Annotated in this window: 14 protein-coding genes and 1 riboswitch; of the genes, 10 read left to right on the forward strand and 4 right to left on the reverse strand. The window is 73.7% G+C overall.

Annotated features, from left to right (window positions below; genetic code table 11):
• Positions 1-34: 34 nt before the first annotated feature.
• Positions 35-1,255: a M23 family metallopeptidase gene (locus G3T38_RS21200; protein ID WP_206675859.1), complete on the reverse strand. Its 1,221-nt coding sequence runs from the start codon at positions 1,253-1,255 to the stop codon at positions 35-37.
• A gap of 330 nt (positions 1,256-1,585) precedes the next feature.
• On the opposite strand from G3T38_RS21200, the gene sucC reads away from it, so the two are divergent.
• A complete protein-coding gene (gene sucC / locus G3T38_RS12040; RefSeq protein ID WP_163772535.1) occupies positions 1,586-2,752 on the forward strand; it encodes an ADP-forming succinate--CoA ligase subunit beta in 1,167 nt (388 codons plus the stop codon).
• Positions 2,753-2,781: 29 nt separating this feature from the next.
• The gene (sucD, locus tag G3T38_RS12045) at positions 2,782-3,678 is read left to right on the forward strand and encodes a succinate--CoA ligase subunit alpha (protein ID WP_163772536.1); all 897 of its coding nucleotides are present in this window, start codon (positions 2,782-2,784) and stop codon (positions 3,676-3,678) included.
• Between the two features lie 223 nt (positions 3,679-3,901).
• Here the strand turns inward: sucD and G3T38_RS12050 are convergent, their stop codons facing one another.
• The 3 genes from G3T38_RS12050 to G3T38_RS12060 all read right to left on the reverse strand — a co-directional run bounded on the left by G3T38_RS12050 (position 3,902) and on the right by G3T38_RS12060 (position 7,898).
• Positions 3,902-5,440, reverse strand: a complete 1,539-nt coding sequence (locus tag G3T38_RS12050) for a hypothetical protein (RefSeq protein ID WP_163772537.1) — start codon at positions 5,438-5,440, stop codon at positions 3,902-3,904.
• Positions 5,433-5,942, reverse strand: coding sequence for an RNA polymerase sigma factor (locus G3T38_RS12055; protein ID WP_163772538.1), 510 nt, complete (start codon positions 5,940-5,942; stop codon positions 5,433-5,435). The genes G3T38_RS12050 and G3T38_RS12055 overlap by 8 nt, the downstream gene beginning before the upstream one ends.
• Before the next feature lie 114 nt (positions 5,943-6,056).
• The gene (locus G3T38_RS12060) at positions 6,057-7,898 is read right to left on the reverse strand and encodes a SigE family RNA polymerase sigma factor (protein WP_163772539.1); all 1,842 of its coding nucleotides are present in this window, start codon (positions 7,896-7,898) and stop codon (positions 6,057-6,059) included.
• A 137-nt stretch (positions 7,899-8,035) separates the two neighbouring features.
• On the opposite strand from G3T38_RS12060, the gene G3T38_RS21660 reads away from it, so the two are divergent.
• From G3T38_RS21660 to G3T38_RS12100, 8 genes are all read left to right on the forward strand, one after another.
• Positions 8,036-9,265, forward strand: a complete 1,230-nt coding sequence (locus G3T38_RS21660) for a cell division protein PerM (protein ID WP_163772540.1) — start codon at positions 8,036-8,038, stop codon at positions 9,263-9,265.
• Positions 9,266-9,276: 11 nt separating this feature from the next.
• Positions 9,277-9,951: a phosphoribosylglycinamide formyltransferase gene (purN, locus tag G3T38_RS21665; RefSeq protein ID WP_163772541.1), complete on the forward strand. Its 675-nt coding sequence runs from the start codon at positions 9,277-9,279 to the stop codon at positions 9,949-9,951.
• A gap of 2 nt (positions 9,952-9,953) precedes the next feature.
• A riboswitch (ZMP/ZTP riboswitch) is annotated at positions 9,954-10,029 on the forward strand.
• A gap of 33 nt (positions 10,030-10,062) precedes the next feature.
• Positions 10,063-11,607: a bifunctional phosphoribosylaminoimidazolecarboxamide formyltransferase/IMP cyclohydrolase gene (purH, locus tag G3T38_RS12075; RefSeq protein ID WP_163772542.1), complete on the forward strand. Its 1,545-nt coding sequence runs from the start codon at positions 10,063-10,065 to the stop codon at positions 11,605-11,607.
• Between the two features lie 41 nt (positions 11,608-11,648).
• Positions 11,649-12,497 (forward strand): bifunctional methylenetetrahydrofolate dehydrogenase/methenyltetrahydrofolate cyclohydrolase, encoded by an 849-nt coding sequence (locus tag G3T38_RS12080; protein ID WP_163772543.1) that lies wholly within the window; start codon positions 11,649-11,651, stop codon positions 12,495-12,497.
• 1 nt (position 12,498) lies between these two features.
• Complete coding sequence (locus G3T38_RS21670; protein ID WP_163772544.1) at positions 12,499-12,792, forward strand: DUF3017 domain-containing protein; 294 nt, start codon at positions 12,499-12,501, stop codon at positions 12,790-12,792.
• On the forward strand, positions 12,789-13,571 hold the full coding sequence (locus G3T38_RS12090; RefSeq protein WP_163772545.1) for a hypothetical protein: 783 nt from the start codon (positions 12,789-12,791) through the stop codon (positions 13,569-13,571). Before G3T38_RS21670 ends, G3T38_RS12090 begins: the two co-directional genes overlap by 4 nt.
• Before the next feature lie 146 nt (positions 13,572-13,717).
• A complete protein-coding gene (locus G3T38_RS12095) occupies positions 13,718-15,928 on the forward strand; it encodes an NADP-dependent isocitrate dehydrogenase (protein ID WP_163772546.1) in 2,211 nt (736 codons plus the stop codon).
• 78 nt (positions 15,929-16,006) lie between these two features.
• On the forward strand, positions 16,007-16,441 hold the full coding sequence (locus tag G3T38_RS12100; protein ID WP_163772547.1) for a hypothetical protein: 435 nt from the start codon (positions 16,007-16,009) through the stop codon (positions 16,439-16,441).
• Positions 16,442-16,501: the final 60 nt, after the last annotated feature.

Consider the following 16,501-nt stretch of genomic DNA (forward strand, 5'->3'; position numbering starts at 1 on the left):
GGAAACGTCAGGGGCTGTCCCGTCGAGCGAAGGATCAGGGGGTGACGCCGTTCTGCTGGAGCGCGGCGTACGGGTCGACGGGGTCACCGGCGCCGGGGCGGACCTCGAGGTGCAGGTGCGGGCCCGTGCTGTTGCCGGTCGAGCCGACGTAGCCGATCACGTCGCCGGCCGCGACCGTGTCGCCGACGGAGACGGCGATGGAGGACTGGTGGGCGTACCACATCTCCGTGCCGTCATCGAGCGTGATGACGGTCTTGTTGCCGTAGCTGCCGTTGTAGCCCGCCTGGGTCACGCGGCCACCGGCGACGGCCTTGATGGTCGTGCCCGACGGGGCCGCGAAGTCGAGGCCCGTGTGGTAGCCCGACGCGTAGTAGGACTCCGCCTGGCCGAAGCGGTTGGTGAGCCGGTAGCTCGCCACGGGCAGCACCCAGGCGTTCGCGGCGACGCGCTGGGCCTCGGCCTGGGCGGCCTGACCGAGCGCGCTCATCGCGGTGGCCCGCCGCTCCGCCATCGCCTCGGTCTGCTGGAGCTGGGCCTCGTCGACCGTCGCGTCCTCGAGCGCGTCGCGCTGCGAGTCGCGGCTCACGGCCCGGTTGCGCTCCGTGAGGAGGTCACCGCTCGAGGCCACCGTCGTGCCGGACATCGCGCCGCTGGCGCTGACCTGCGTCGTGGCCTGGTCGACGTCCGTCGAGGTGCCCGCGCCGCCGGCGGTGAGCGCACCGCCGGTCGAGATGGCGAGCACCGCCACGCCCGCGAGCACGGGACCGGAGGGACGGACGGGGAGGCGGAAGCCGGTGCCGGTGGCGGCGGGCTTCGGCTCCTTGACGGCGCGGCGGCGGCCCGGCTCGGTCGCGCGGGCGGCGGCGGTCTGGGCGCGCGCCTCGGCCTTCGCCTCGGCGCGGGCCTGCGCCGCGTAGCCACGCACGTCGTACGTCGTGGGGGTCGGGATGCTCGCCGTGACGGCCGGGAGCGTCAGCGTCGTGTCCTCGAACCGCGTGCCGTCGTGCCTCGGGAGCACGGTGGCGGGGGTCGCGACGGCGGGGGTCGCGACGGCGGGGACCGCCGCGGACGGGGTCGCGGGGGTGGTGGTCGCGGGGGTGGTGGTCTCGGGGGTGATGCTCCGCTCGACCGTCGTGGCGCGGCGACGCGGCTCGGGGCGGGCCGCGCGCTTTCCTCCGACGGGGCGGGCTGCGTCACCAGAGGTCGATCCACCGAGGCGGCGGGAGCCGCGGTGATCTGCTCGGTGGTTGCCCATGTACCTCTTGTTCCTCGTTCTTCTGCGGGGCGCGGGGGCACCCTGCATTCGGTCCTCGGGAAGTCAGCGCCCGACTGTAACGGACACCGGACCCGCCGGGAAATCGCGACACCGCGGTTTCTGTGGAAAGTCCTCCCCGGTCGGACAGGTGGGGGACCTGGCCGATCTCCGTCCCCGACGACGCTGCCGTGGAGCGGTCACGGTGCTTGTGACTGCCGTCACAAGCATACTGCGAGGTAGCGGACCCGTGTGCTGGAACGGGGAGCACGGGTCTATCGTGCGCCGAGGAATCCGGACTCTCACCCTCACTATCAAAGGAATGGTCGGATCGTGGACCTGATGGAGTACCAGGCGAAGCAGCTCTTCGCCAAGCACGGCGTGGCGACCACGCTCGGCACCGTCGTCGAGACGGCCGAGGCGGCGAAGGCGGCAGCCGAGGAGATCGGTGGCGTCACCGTCATCAAGGCGCAGGTCAAGGCCGGCGGTCGCGGCAAGGCCGGCGGCGTCAAGATCGCCAAGACCGCGGACGACGCGTTCGAGCACGCCTCGAACATCCTCGGCATGGAGATCAAGGGCCTCACGGTCAACCGCGTGCTGGTGACGCCGGCGACCCCGCCGGAGGAGGAGTACTACTTCTCCTTCCTGCTGGACCGCTCGAACCGTCAGTACCTCTGCATCGCGTCCGTCGAGGGTGGTGTCGAGATCGAGGAGGTCGCGAAGACCAACCCCGAGGCCGTCCGCCAGATCCCCGTCGACCCGGGCACCGGCGTCGACGAGGCCAAGGCCCGCGAGATCGCGACCGACGCCAAGTTCCCCGAGGCCGTGTTCGAGCAGGCCGTGGAGATGATCCAGGCGCTCTACAAGGTCTTCGTCGAGGAGGACGCGACGCTCGTCGAGGTCAACCCCCTCGCGCGCCTCGCCGGCGACAAGCTGGAGGCGCTCGACGGCAAGGTCTCGCTCGACGAGAACGCGTCGGAGTTCCGGCACCCCGAGCACGCGGACTTCGAGATCCGCGAGGAGGCCGACCCGCTCGAGGCGAAGGCCAAGGACCTCGGTCTCAACTACGTGAAGCTCGACGGCCAGGTCGGCATCATCGGCAACGGCGCGGGCCTCGTGATGAGCACGCTCGACGTCGTCGCCTACGCCGGTGAGGCGCACGGTGGCGTCAAGCCCGCCAACTTCCTCGACATCGGCGGCGGCGCCAACGCCCAGGTCATGGCCAACGGCCTCGACGTCATCCTCAACGACCCGCAGGTCAAGAGCGTGTTCGTCAACGTCTTCGGTGGCATCACCGCGTGCGACGAGGTCGCCAACGGCATCAAGGGCGCGCTCGAGCTCCTCGGGGACGCCGCGACGAAGCCGCTGGTCGTTCGCCTCGACGGCAACAACGTCGAGCAGGGCCGGGCGATCTTGGACGAGCTGGCCCACCCGCTCGTGACGCAGGTCGACACCATGGACGGTGCGGCCGACAAGGCCGCCGAGCTCGCCAACGCCTGAGCCGGGGAAAGAAAGAGACGAGAGAAGCAATGTCGATCTACCTGAACTCCGACTCCAAGATCATCGTCCAGGGCATCACGGGTGGCATGGGTGCGAAGCACACGGCCCTCATGCTCGACTCGGGCGCCTCGATCGTGGGCGGCGTGAACGCGCGCAAGGCCGGCACGACGGTCACCCACAAGGACGCTGACGGCAACGACGTGGAGCTGCCGGTCTTCGGCAGCGTCGCGGAGGCGATCAAGGAGACGGGCGCCAACGTGTCCGTCCTCTTCGTGCCGCCGGCGTTCACCAAGGACGCGGCCATCGAGGCCATCGACGCCGAGATGCCGCTGATCGTGGTCATCACCGAGGGCGTCCCGGTGCAGGACACGGCCGAGGTCTGGTCCTACCTGCAGGGCAAGTCCACCCGGATGATCGGCCCGAACTGCCCCGGCATCATCACGCCGGGCGAGTCCCTGGCCGGCATCACGCCCCACACCATCACGGGCAAGGGCCCGGTCGGTCTCGTGTCGAAGTCCGGCACGCTGACCTACCAGATGATGTTCGAGCTGAAGGACTTCGGCTTCTCCACCGCCATCGGCATCGGCGGCGACCCGATCGTCGGCACGACGCACATCGACGCGCTCCAGGCCTTCGAGGAGGACCCGGAGACCAAGGTGATCGTCATGATCGGCGAGATCGGCGGCGACGCCGAGGAGCGGGCCGCGGCGTACATCAAGGAGAACATCACGAAGCCGGTCGTCGGCTACGTGGCGGGCTTCACCGCGCCGGAGGGCAAGACCATGGGTCACGCCGGCGCGATCGTGTCCGGCTCGGCCGGCACGGCGCAGGCGAAGAAGGACGCCCTCGAGGCCGTCGGCGTCAAGGTCGGCAAGACGCCGTCCGAGACGGCGGCGCTCGCACGGGAGATCCTGCAGAGCCTCTGAGCCTCGGCTCACGCACGAACGACGACGGCGCCGGTCCCGCTCAGCGGGGCCGGCGCCGTCGTCGTACCAGGGCGGCCGCCGGGCCGCCGTCAGCAGCACCGCTGGCCGCCTTCGCCGCCCCACCATCGACGTGTAACGCGGTGTCCGGGTTACTGGAGCAGTGGTCGACCACCGCACCAGTAGCACGAACACCGCGTTACACGAGGGGGTGGGGGGAGGGCGCTCAGCCCTCCAACCCGTACGCCGCCTTCGCGACCGCCGCGGTGAAGACGGCGTTCATATGGTCGTCCGTCCCCTCGAGCTCGACGGGGCCGGCCAGGTCGCGGTAGGAGACGAGCACGACGTAGGTGCCCACCAGCGCCGCGCCCTGGTGGTTGAACCACGCGGCGTCGCAGTCGTCCTCGGGGCAGGCCTCGGGGGCCAGGTACGACGTGGCCCACCAGTACCCCTCGGCCCCGTCGGGCACGACGACCGTCGGCTCGCGGTCCTCGACCGTGATGTCCTGGCCGCCGACGGGCGCGTCGCACGCGGAGATCCACGACGTGACGGTGTCGTAGGCGGCGTCGGCCTCCTCCCGCGAGTCGAAGGCGAGCACGGCGGAGTTGATCGCCGAGTCACGCAGCTCGGGGACGTCCGGGTCCGGCGTCGTTCCCGGCTGCTCCGTGATCGGCGCGGTGAACTCCGCGTATCCCTCGTCAGCCGCACCCAGGTTCCTGAGGCTCTCCGGCTGGCAGGCCAGGGTCGGCTCGTCCGTCGGGCCGATCGCCTCCCACTCCTCGCTGCGCTCCGGCGGGTCCGGCAGGTCGAAGACCGTCAGCAGCTGGTCGGGGACCACCGAGGCGGCCGGCGTCGACGGCTCGCCCTGGTCGGGGTCGACCGGGTCAGCGCCGGAGTACGACGGCAGGTCCTCCCCGGCGTAGTAGCGCATGGCGAGCACGGTCGGGACGTCGAGCTCGAACCCGTCCAGCGTGAGCCCGTCGAGGTCCGACGCGCCGGCCGAGCTGTCCCAGTTGCTGCTGACGAGCACCGCGTTGGCGACCCGGTAGAAGCGGACGCTCCCGGCGCCCCAACCCGCCGGATCGCTGTCCTCCGGGCCCTCGGTCGCGTAGGACTGCACCTGCAGGGTCTCGTCGAGCGGAGCAGCCGCCTCCGGCTCGCCCGCGACGATGTCGTCCATCGAGGAGACCGCGTGGACCTCACCGGCACTCGAGGGGCACTCCGCGACGGTGGTGCGGACGTCGTCGACGAAGGCGGCGGCGGCGTCGGCGTCGGCGAACGTTGCGACGGAGCGCGCGTAGGCCAAGGGCTCGCCGTCGGTCATGGCGATGGTGGAGGCCGACTCCACCACGCCGTCGGCGGCGACGAGCCCCACCTGCTCGTCACAGGAGTAGAAGGCGGTCGCGTCGAGCTCGTCCTCCCTCGCTCCGCCCGGCACGACCTCGAGGCCCGCCTCGAGCGGGAAGTCGTCGGGGACGTCGGTGCGCACGGCCGTCGCGACCGACGGGGCCGGCGGGGGGGTGTCGGCCGGTCCGGGGCCGCCGCGGTCGGCGAGCATGCCGCCGAGCGCCACGCCGCCGGTGCCGATGACACCGACGACCACCAGGGTGGCCGCGGCCGCCATCGCCTGCGTGCGGCGGCGGCGACGGTCGCCGCGACGGCGGACCTCCTCGGCGGGCAGTGCGGGCATCGGCGGTCCTGTGCGGGAGAGCGAGCGGAGCCGGTCGAACGGGTCGCCCGCGGGGTCGGGGATCTGGTCAGGCATGGGTGGGTCCCTCCCGGAGGTCGGGGGTCTCGTCGGAGAGGAGGGTCGCGAGGGCGGAGCGCCCCCGGGACAGGCGGGCCTTGACGGTGCCCTCGGGTGCCCCGGTCTCGCGGGCGACCTGGGCGACGGGGAGGTCGCAGACGTGGTGGAGCACGAGCGCCTCGCGCTGGGCCGCGGGCAGCCGCCGGAGGGCGGCGACGACCGCGACGTGGTCCTCCGAGGGACCGCCCGTGGTCGTCGAGGCGCCCAGCGCCCGGTCCGGGTCGCGGCGGGACCGCGACGTACGCCGCCAGCGGCTCACCGCGAACCGGTGGGCCACCGTGCGCACCCAGGCCTCCGGGTGCTCGACCTTCGCGAGCTTCCGCCGGTGGGCCCAGGCCCGCACGAAGGCCTCCTGCACGCACTCGTGCGCCTCGTCCCTGTCGCCGATCATGGCCGACAGCTGGTTGACGACGCGTTGGAACGACGCCTGGTAGAACGCGTCGAAGTCGGCCTCGTCCATCTCACCTCCCCGAGATCGTCCGGCCGGGATGTCCCCGGCCGATCCGTCGGGGAGATGACGCCCGGGGTGCTCGTCCGGTTGCACCGGCGGCGGACATTCTCGCCGCCGGCGTCGTCAGCCCGCCGGGTCGGCGATGAGGAGGCGCTCGCGGGCGCGCTGCACGAGGGCGACGAAGGTGTCGTCGTCGAGGTCGGCGTCACCGGCCGGCACGAAGCCGACCTGGGTCACGAGGTTGCCGGCGCGGGCCACGCCCATGAGCACGCGGACGGTGTCGTCCTCGTCGACCCGCACCTCGAGGTCCCAGACGATCATCCGGCCGGACTCGTACTCGCCGCTGCCGATGACGTCCGCCGACGTGACGAGGTCCTGCTCGACGCAGGTGGCCAGGCGGTCCGCGATGGTCCCGACGAAGCCGTCGGCGACCTGCTGGTCGCTGAGGCGGCCACTGGTCTGGGCCAGGCCGAAGGTGGCGGGGAGGCCGGCGTCGGGGATGACGAAGGTGCGCGTCGTCGGGTCGGTGAAGCCGTCGGTGAAGCCGGCGCGGTCGCACACGGTCGCGGCCGGGTTCTGCTCGGGCGTCGCGGCCCGGGTGCCCGACCACGGCAGGTCGATGCCGGGGACCGGCGGGAGGTCGACGGGCTCGAGCAGGGTCGGCGCGTCACCGGTCGGCACGGGGAGGCGCGGCTCGAGGGCGGGCGAGCCCGAGCAGGCGCCGCCGGCCTCGGTCTCGCACACGCGGTCGACCGCGCTCGCGAGCAGGTCGACGATCGGCTCCCGGGCGTCCGACTCCGTCGACGCGGCGTCGGAGACGACGACGGTCGTGATGTCGCCGGTGCGCGCGATCGCGGCGGTGACCACCGACTGCGGGGGGCCGCCGACCCGCACGGTGAACGCCAGGGCGGCGTCACCCACACCGGTCACGTCGTAGGTGCCCAGCAGCTGGGCGCGGGTCTCGTCGCACCCGCCGAACCACGACGCCCACGTCTGCAGGGTGGCGGTGGCGGCCTCCGGGTCCCGGGAGAGCTCGCTGGCCTGGAACGCGCGCAAGGAGGTGCCCGCGGGGGTGGTCGCGCGGTGGGCGCTCACGAACCCGGCGAGGCCCTCGGCGTCGGCGTACCGGGCCTGCTGGCAGGGGAGCACGAGGCCGTCGCCGCCCGTGTTGTCGCTCGTCGTGCTGGTCCAGGCGCTGTCGGGGGAGAGGAGCTCGACCTCGCTGCTGGGGAGCAGCTGGGCCGTGGTGAAGCTCTCGGCGAGCTCGGGCACGGGTCCGAGGGCGGGTTCCTCCGCCGGGGCGTCGCGGTCGACCGAGCGGGCGAGCGAGGTCGCCGTGCCGTCGGCGTCGTGCACGACCGCCCCCGAGACCACGAGGGCGACGCACGCCAGGGCGACGCCACCGACGGTGTGGACGCGGCGACGTCGCCGCCCGGCGCGGCGCAGGATCGAGGGTCGCGGCCAGCGGACGTCGACGAGCGGTGCCGTGACGGCCGACAGCGCGGCCTCCACCTCCTCGGGCGTGGTGAGCCCGAGGTGCGCGGCGAGCTCGGCGCGGCCGACGGCGAGGTGCTGGGCACCGTCCTCGACGGTGACGCCGACCTCGCGGGAGGCCTCGGCCAACGGGAGCCGGGCGACCTCGCAGGCCACCAGCATGCGGCGCGGCGCCCAGTCGAGGTCGGCGAGGACCTCGAGCGTGCGGGCGACCTCGGGGTCGAGGTCCTTCTCGCGGTGCCACGGGCGGGTCGTGGCCCTGCGGGAGGCGTTCGCCCAGGCCCGCGGACGCACCTCGGTCTCGGGCTCGCCCCGCGCGTTGACCTTCGCCCAGTGGTGCCAGCCGACGACGAACGCCTCGCGGACGGCGCTGCGGGCGGCCGGCAGGTCGCCCGTCAGCAGGTAGGTCTGCGCGAGCAGGCGGTCGCGCGCGTCCTTGTAGAACGCGTCGAACTCATCGGGGTCGGCCATGGCGGCGACCACGGTAGCGGACCTCCGCGGAGCCGGTCGCCTCGCCGACGGAGGCGCAGGTCACGCCCGGCCGGGGCTCGGCGTGTCGGCGGGAGGCTGCGGCGAACGGCCCTGCGCCGCGGCGAGGATGGGCGGCGATGACCTCCGTGCTGCCCTCGTTCCGCCCCACCGCGCCCCCTCCGGGAGGCCAGCGGGGTCTCGTGCTGCTCGCGTCCGCCGGAGGGGCCGTCGCGGCCCTCGCGACGCTCGTCGTGTGTCTCGGTGTCGCCGTCGTCGGCTGGTTCGCCACCGACGCCGGCGCCCACGGCCGTCCCGTCGGAGCGATGCGGATCGGTGCCCTCGGCTGGCTCGTCGGCCACGGCTCCGGCTTCCGGGTGGAGGGCACGCCCGTGAGCCTCGTGCCGCTCGGGATCACCCTCGTCTGCGCCGCCGTCTGCTGGCGCTGGGGCCAACGGGTGGGGGAGCGGATCGCGAGCCACGGTCCCGACGCCGCCGGCCTCGGCCGCGGCGAGCGCGACCTCGTGGTGCCCACCGCGGTGGCGCTCTTCACGGCCGGGTACGTCGTCGTGGCCGTGCTCACCGCCGTGCTGGTGCCCGGGCCGGACGAGGGCGTCTCGCTCGTCCGCGTGCTCCTGGCCTGCCTGCTCCTCGCCGGCGGGGTGGGCGGCACCGGGATCGCGGTGGGGTCCGGGCGGGCGGCCGTCTGGACGCCGCAGGTGCCGCAGGAGGTGCGGGACGGGCTCGTCGCCGCCGTCGGCATCGTCCTGGCCTGGACCGCCGTGTCCGGCGTGCTGCTGGCCGTCGGTCTGGGCCTCCGCTTCTCCGAGGCGGCCTCGGTGCTCTCCCGGTTCCAGACCACCCCCGGAGCGACGGTCCTGGTCGCGGGCGTCGCCCTCCTCCTGGTGCCCAACGCGCTGGTGCTCGCCTCGTCCTACGGCCTGGGCGGCGGCTTCGCGCTCGGCACCGGCACGGTCGTCGCGCCGGGTGCGGTGCTCCTCGGTCAGGTGCCCCTCTTCCCGCTCGTCGCCGCGGTGCCGGACGCCGCGCTGCCCTCGTGGGCGGCCTCGGCCCTCGCCGTCGTGCCGTTCGTCGTGGCCGCGGTGGTCGTGGCGCTGGTCCAACGTCGCCGTCCCGCGCCGGCGTGGGGGACCGCGGCCGCACGGGGCGCCGGAGCCGGCGCAGGTGCCGCCCTCGCGGTGACGGTCGTGACGGCCCTGGCCGGCGGTGCCGTCGGTCCGGGGCTGATGGCGGACGTCGGGCCGTTCGTCGGGGACGTCGCGATGCGCGCCCTCCTGGCCTTCACCACCGGTGGTGTCGTCGGTGCGCTGTTGACGACCTGGCACCAGCGGCGCACCCTCGCCGCCTAGACTCCCGGCCCGTGCCCGACTCCCCACCCGCCGCTCCTGCCGCCAGCCCCTCGCCGGGCACCGCGCCCGCCCGGCTCGTGGTGCTCGTGTCCGGCTCCGGCACCAACCTGCAGGCGCTGCTCGACGCCCACGAGGACCCGGCGTACGGCGCGCGCGTGGTCGCGGTGGGCGCCGACCGTGACGGCATCGAGGGCCTGGAGCGGGCCGAGCGCGCCGGCGTACCGACCTTCGTGGAGAGGCTCGGCGACGCGCCCGACCGTGCCGCTTGGGACGCGTCCCTCACGGCCGCCGTCGCGGCCCACCGACCCGACTGGGTGGTGCTCGCCGGCTTCATGAAGCTCGTGGGACCGGCCTTCCTGACGGCCTTCGACCAGCGCGTCGTCAACACGCACCCCGCGCTGAGCCCGGCGTTCCCCGGCATGCACGGGCCCGCCGATGCGCTCGCGCACGGCGTCAAGGTCAGCGGCGCGACGCTCTTCGTGGTCGACGCCGGCGTCGACACCGGCGTCATCGTCGCGCAGGTGCCGGTGCCGGTGCTCGAGGACGACGACGTCGCCGCGCTCCACGAGCGGATCAAGGTGGCCGAGCGCCGCATGCTCGTCGACGCCGTCGGTCGGCTCGCGCGCGACGGCCTGGTCGTCGAGGGGCGCACGGCGCGGTTCGGCCGCACCGCGCACGTGCACTAGCCTCAGCGGCACACGACTGGCGCAGGTGGGAAACCACCAGGGAGTGAAACGAGCGCATCGACCGCCTGGGTGCCTCGAGTCCGCCGCACCACCCCCCGCGAGGAGTCACCCGTGAGCACCGACCAGATCCCCGTCCGTCGCGCCCTCGTCTCGGTCTACGACAAGACCGGGCTCGAGGACCTCGTCCGCGGCCTCGCCGCCGCCGGCGTCGAGCTCGTCTCGACCGGCGGTTCGGCCGCCCTCATCGCCGGTCTCGGCCTGCCCGTCACCAAGGTCGAGGACCTCACCGGGTTCCCCGAGTGCCTCGACGGCCGCGTGAAGACGCTGCACCCCCGCGTGCACGCCGGCATCCTCGCCGACCGCCGCCTCGAGTCCCACGTGGCGCAGCTCGCCGACCTCGGGGTCGAGCCCTTCGACCTGGTGGTCGTCAACCTCTACCCGTTCACCGCGACGGTCGCCTCGGGCGCCACCCCCGACGAGTGCGTCGAGCAGATCGACATCGGCGGGCCGTCGATGGTGCGCGCCGCCGCCAAGAACCACCCCTCGGTCGCGGTGCTCACGTCTCCCGCGGCGTACGACGCGGCGCTGGCCGCCGTCGCCGCGGGCGGCTTCACGCTCGAGGCCCGTCGCGCCCTGGCCGCCGAGGCGTTCGCGCACACCGCGGCGTACGACGTCGCGGTCGCCGAGTGGTTCGCGCAGCAGGTCGCCCCGCAGGAGTGGCCGGCGTTCGTCGGCGGGACGCTCCGGCTCAAGACCCCGCTCCGCTACGGCGAGAACCCCCACCAGCACGCGGCGCTGTACGTCGACGGCACGGGTGGTCTCGCCGACGCCGAGCAGCTGCACGGCAAGGAGATGTCCTACAACAACTACGTGGACACCGATGCCGCGCGCCGCGCCGCCCACGACTTCGACGTGCCGGCCGTCGCCATCATCAAGCACGCCAACCCGTGCGGCATCGCCGTCGGCGCGGACGTCGCCGAGGCCCACCGCCGCGCCCACGAGTGCGACCCCGTCTCCGCCTTCGGCGGCGTCATCGCGACCAACCGCCCGGTCTCGGTGGCGATGGCCGAGCAGGTCGCCGAGGTCTTCACCGAGGTCATCGTCGCGCCCGACTACGAGGACGGCGCCGTCGAGGTGCTGGCCCGCAAGAAGAACATCCGCATCCTGCGCTGCGCGGACGCGCCCGCCCAGGAGTGGGAGTACCGGCCCGTCTCGGGTGGCGAGCTCGTGCAGCAGCGCGACGCGATCGACGCCGAGGGCGACGACCCGTCGGGCTGGACGCTGGCCACCGGCGAGGCCGCCTCCGCCGAGGTGCTCGCCGACCTCGCGTTCGCCTGGCGGGCCGTGCGCGGCGTGAAGTCCAACGCGATCCTGCTGGCGAAGGACGGCGCCTCGGTCGGCGTCGGCATGGGCCAGGTCAACCGCGTCGACTCCTGCAAGCTCGCCGTCGAGCGGGCCGGCGAGCGGGCGCGCGGCTCCGTGGCCGCCTCCGACGCGTTCTTCCCGTTCGAGGACGGGCCCCAGATCCTCATGGACGCGGGTGTGACGGCGATCGTGCAGCCGGGTGGCTCCGTGCGCGACGAGCTCACCATCGAGGCCGCGAGGGCCGCCGGCGTGACGATGTACTTCACCGGCACCCGCCACTTCGCGCACTGACCGCGCTTCCGACCCACCGACCTGGTCACGAGAGGACGAACATGACCGCGCAGAAGCTCGACGGCTCCGCCACCGCGAAGGCCATCAAGGGCGAGGTGGCGGCCCGCGTGGCCGCGCTGGCCGCCCAGGGCGTCGTGCCCGGGCTCGGCACCGTGCTCGTGGGCGACGACCCGGGCAGCCGGTGGTACGTCAACGGCAAGCACAAGGACTGCGCCGAGGTCGGGATCGCCTCGCTGCGCGTGGAGCTGCCGGCGACCGCCACGCAGGAGGAGATCGAGGCCGCCGTGCGCGACCTCAACGCCGATCCGGCGTGCACGGGCTACATCGTGCAGCTCCCGCTGCCGAAGGGCATCGACGAGAACCGCGTGCTCGGCCTCATCGACCCGGTCAAGGACGCCGACGGGCTCCACCCGACCAACCTGGGGTGGCTCGTGCTGGGCAAGGAGGCGCCGCTGCCGTGCACGCCCTTCGGCATCGTCGAGCTGCTGCGCCGCCACGACGTCCCGATCGCCGGCGCGGAGGTCGTCGTCGTGGGCCGCGGCGTCACCGTCGGGCGTCCGATGGGGCTGCTGCTGACCCGACGCAGCGAGAACGCGACCGTCACGCTCTGCCACACCGGCACGCGCGACCTCGCGGCCCACGTGCGCAACGCGGACGTCGTGGTCGCGGCGGCGGGCGTGCCCGGCATCATCTCGGCCGACATGGTCAAGCCGGGGGCGGCCGTGCTCGACGTCGGCGTCTCGCGCGTCGACGGCAAGATCGCGGGCGACGTGGCCGACGACGTCTGGGAGGTCGCGGGCTGGGTCTCGCCCAACCCGGGCGGCGTGGGCCCGATGACGCGGGCCATGCTCCTCGCCAACGTCGTCACGCTCGCCGAGTCGCGGGCCTGACGTGAGCGGGCGGCGGCGCCTCCTCCCGGCCCACGTGGGCGGCTACGTCTACCTCGCGGTGGCCGCGGTCTGCGCCGTCGCTCTCTGGGTGGCGGTGCAGGACGACTGGCGCTCCGGCATCCGGTGGTTCTCCGTCGCGCTCGTCGCCGGCGGGGCCGCGCGCCTCGTGCTGCCGGAGAGCCAGGCCGGGATGCTCGCCGTCCGCAACCGCTTCCTCGACGCGGGCGTGCTCGTCGCCCTCGGCGTGACGCTGTTCGCGCTCGCCACCGACATCCCCGAGCAGCCGGGCGCATGACGCACCGGCGCGGGCCGCACCGACACGGGGCGCGGGCCGCCTCCGCCGTGGGGGCGGGCGTCCTCGCGGTCGCCCTCCTCGCCGGCTGCGGCACGGGCCCGGAGACCATCGGGCCGACGGGCGTCGACGAGCTCGTCGTCCCCTCGCCCAGCCCCGACCCGGCGGACTTCGTCGCCGACGTCGACAACGCGTGGTGGCCGCTCGTCGGCGGCTCCACCGCGACGTACGACGACGGGACCGGTCGCCTCCTGCGCCGTACCGTCGCGACGGCGCCGGAGCGGGTCGGCGGGGTGCAGGCGGTCGCCGTGCGCACCGAGGCGGTCGCCGCGACCTGGGGCGAGGACGCGCTGCCGCCGCCCCGCACCGAGTGGTTCGCCCAGGACCGGCGGCGCAACGTCTGGCTCGTCGGGGGCACCCTCGCCGACGGCTCCCGCTGGGAGGCGGGTGTCGACGGCGCCGCGGCGGGCCTGGTGGTGACGGGGACGCCGCGGACCGGCGACGGCTACGTCCGGCGCGCGGCGCCCGGGCCGGCGGACGTGCGCGTGCGCGTGCTCGCCGTGGGGGAGACGACCACCGTCGGCGGCGAGGAGGTCGAGGTGGCGCGGCTCGAGGTCACGACCGCGGGCGCGACCGTGAGCGAGGCCGAGGCGGCCGAGGGCGGCCGACCGACCGCGGGACGCACGCGCGCGCCGCAGGTCGGCGAGGAGGTGCTGGCGCGGGGCGTCGGCCCCGTGCGCCTCACCGGACCGTTCGGCGACTGGGTGCTGGTCGCGCCCTGACCCCCCCGCCGACCCCCGCCGACCCCCGTGACACCCGGGGGTCGACCTGCCAGGCTGTCCCAGGCGTCAACGGCCACCGCGGATCAGGTATCTTGACGTCGAGATTTCCGCCCGAACGCCTCGAAGCCCAGGAGTCGACCTCACCCATGGCCAAGATCATCTACACCCACACCGACGAGGCGCCGCTGCTCGCGACGTACTCCTTCCTCCCGATCATCGAGGCCTACGCCTCCACGGCGGGCGTGGACGTGGAGACCCGGGACATCTCCCTCGCGGGACGCATCATCGCGCTCTTCCCCGACCGCCTCACCGAGGAGCAGCGCATCGACGACGCGCTCGCCGAGCTCGGCGAGCTGGCGAAGCAGCCCGAGGCGAACATCATCAAGCTCCCCAACATCTCCGCCTCCATCCCGCAGCTGAAGGCCGCGATCAAGGAGCTGCAGAGCCAGGGCTACGCGATCCCGGACTACCCGGAGAACCGGCAGACCGACGAGGAGAAGGCGACCCGCGCGGCCTACGACAAGGTCAAGGGCTCGGCGGTCAACCCGGTCCTGCGCGAGGGAAACTCCGACCGGCGTGCGCCCGCGTCGGTGAAGAACTACGCGAAGGTCCACCCGCACCGCAACAAGGCGTGGTCCGCCGACTCGAAGACGTCGGTCGCGACCCTCGGCCACGACGACTTCAAGACCAACGAGAAGTCCGTCGTCCTCGGCGACGCCGACACGCTCACGATCGTGCACACCGCCGCCGACGGCACCGAGACGGTCCTCAAGGACGGCCTCGCCGTGCAGGCCGGCGAGGTCATCGACAGCACCTTCCTGTCGGTGTCCGACCTCCACGCGTTCCTCGCGGACGCGCTGGCCACGGCCAAGGCCGACGACGTGCTGTTCTCCGTGCACCTCAAGGCCACGATGATGAAGGTCTCCGACCCGATCATCTTCGGCCACGTGGTGAAGGCGTACTTCGCGGACGTCTTCGCGCAGTACGGCGACGACCTCGCCGCCGCGGGCCTCAACCCCAACGACGGTCTCGGCTCCATCCTCGCGGGCCTCTCCGCGCTGCCCAACGGTGACGAGATCCAGGCGGCGTTCGAGGCCGCGCTCGCGGAGGGCCCGCGCCTGTCCTACGTGAACTCGGACAAGGGCATCACCAACCTGCACGTCCCCTCGGACGTCATCATCGACGCCTCCGTGCCCGCCCTCATCCGCAACGGCGGCAAGCTGTGGGGCGCCGACGGCGGGGAGGACGACACGCTGGTCGTCATCCCCGACTCGTCCTACGCGGGCGTCTACTCGACGGTGATCGAGGAGAACAAGAAGAACGGCGCGCTCGACCCCGCCACGATCGGCAGCGTGCCCAATGTCGGCCTGATGGCGCAGGCGGCCGAGGAGTACGGCTCGCACGACAAGACGTTCGAGGCCCCCGCCGACGGCACCATCGAGGTGCGGGACTCGTCCGGCGCCGTCCTTCTCGAGCACGCGGTGCGCGAGGGTGACATCTGGCGCGCGACGCAGACCAAGGACGTCCCGATCCGCGACTGGGTGAAGCTGGCCGTCACCCGCGCCCGCGCGACCGGTGCGCCGGCCGTGTTCTGGCTCGACGAGGACCGGGCCCACGACGCCAACCTCATCGCGAAGGTGAAGGAGTACCTGCCTGAGCACGACACCGACGGCCTCACCATCGAGATCATGGCGCCGGCCGAGGCGACGGCGTACTCGCTGGAGCGGATGCGTCGCGGCGAGGACACCATCTCGGTGACGGGCAACGTGCTGCGCGACTACAACACCGACCTGTTCCCGATCCTCGAGCTCGGCACGAGCGCCAAGATGCTCTCGGTCGTCCCGCTCATCAACGGCGGCGGTCTCTTCGAGACGGGTGCGGGCGGCTCCGCGCCGAAGCACGTGCAGCAGCTCGTCGAGGAGAACTACCTGCGCTGGGACAGCCTCGGCGAGTTCTTCGCGCTCGCGGCGTCGTTCGAGCACCTCGCGACCACGACGGGCAACGCGCGGGCGCAGATCCTCGCCGACACCCTCGACCGGGCCACGGGCACCTTCCTCAACGAGGACAAGTCCCCGACCCGTCGCGTGGGCGGCATCGACAACCGCGGCTCGCACTTCTACCTCGCGCTCTACTGGGCCGAGGAGCTCGCGCAGCAGACCGAGGACGCCGACCTGGCGGCCGCGTTCGCCGCGCTGGCGGGCACGCTCCGCGAGAACGAGCAGAAGATCGTGGACGAGCTCGTCGCCGTGCAGGGCAAGCCGGTCGACATCGGCGGCTACTACCGCCCGGACGGCGCGAAGGCCGACGCCGTCATGCGTCCGAGCGCCACGCTCAACGAGGCCCTCGCGTCCCTCTGAGCCACCTGCTCCCCGCACCGGGTGCGGTCCGTCGCCACGACGGGCCGCACCCGGTGTGCGTTCCGGCATGATGGTGGGGTGGACCTGCGACGTACCCCCGCCCCCCGCGCCCTGCTGTCCCTCGCCGCCGCCGCGCTCGCCCTCGGCGCCCTCGTCGGGTGCTCCGAGGTCGAGGACGCCGTGCGCGACACCGCCGCCGAGGCGGGCTGCCAGGTCGCGCAGGAGGCGGTCGACGGCGTGACGGGGCAGGCCCGCCAGGCGGTGGAGGACCTCGGTGCCGACCCGGCCGGTGCGGAGCAGGAGCTGCGCAACCTCCGCGACGCGGTCGCGACCGCCGCGGACGGGCTGTCGGGCGAGGTCGGGACGCACCTCGACGAGGCCGAGGCCGCCCTCGACGACCTCGTCGCCCAGGCCGAGGCCGCGGCCGACGGGACCCAGGTCGACGAGACGGCCGTGGAGACGGCGCAGACCGAGCTCGACACCGCGGTCGACGAGCTGACCCGGGTCTGCTGAGCCCGCCGGGCCCGGGTTCGCGCGGGCCGCCCGGAAAATGGGGCGCGCGTTGTCGGTGGG

Origin of the sequence: Nocardioides zeae (genome assembly GCF_010686755.1) — a bacterium.
In the GTDB taxonomy this organism is placed as follows: Bacteria; Actinomycetota; Actinomycetes; order Propionibacteriales; family Nocardioidaceae; genus Nocardioides; species Nocardioides zeae.

Bases quoted from the DNA above. Each gene is read 5' to 3' on its own strand.
- G3T38_RS12060 (WP_163772539.1), bottom strand. From the start codon at position 7,898: ATGGCCGACCCCGATGAGTTCGACGCGTTCTACAAGGACGCGCGCGAC.
- G3T38_RS21200 (WP_206675859.1), bottom strand. From the start codon at position 1,255: ATGGGCAACCACCGAGCAGATCACCGCGGCTCCCGCCGCCTCGGTGGA.
- G3T38_RS21660 (WP_163772540.1), top strand. From the start codon at position 8,036: ATGACCTCCGTGCTGCCCTCGTTCCGCCCCACCGCGCCCCCTCCGGGA.
- G3T38_RS12050 (WP_163772537.1), bottom strand. From the start codon at position 5,440: ATGCCTGACCAGATCCCCGACCCCGCGGGCGACCCGTTCGACCGGCTC.
- sucD (WP_163772536.1), top strand. From the start codon at position 2,782: ATGTCGATCTACCTGAACTCCGACTCCAAGATCATCGTCCAGGGCATC.
- G3T38_RS12090 (WP_163772545.1), top strand. From the start codon at position 12,789: ATGACGCACCGGCGCGGGCCGCACCGACACGGGGCGCGGGCCGCCTCC.
- G3T38_RS12055 (WP_163772538.1), bottom strand. From the start codon at position 5,942: ATGGACGAGGCCGACTTCGACGCGTTCTACCAGGCGTCGTTCCAACGC.
- G3T38_RS12080 (WP_163772543.1), top strand. From the start codon at position 11,649: ATGACCGCGCAGAAGCTCGACGGCTCCGCCACCGCGAAGGCCATCAAG.
- G3T38_RS12095 (WP_163772546.1), top strand. From the start codon at position 13,718: ATGGCCAAGATCATCTACACCCACACCGACGAGGCGCCGCTGCTCGCG.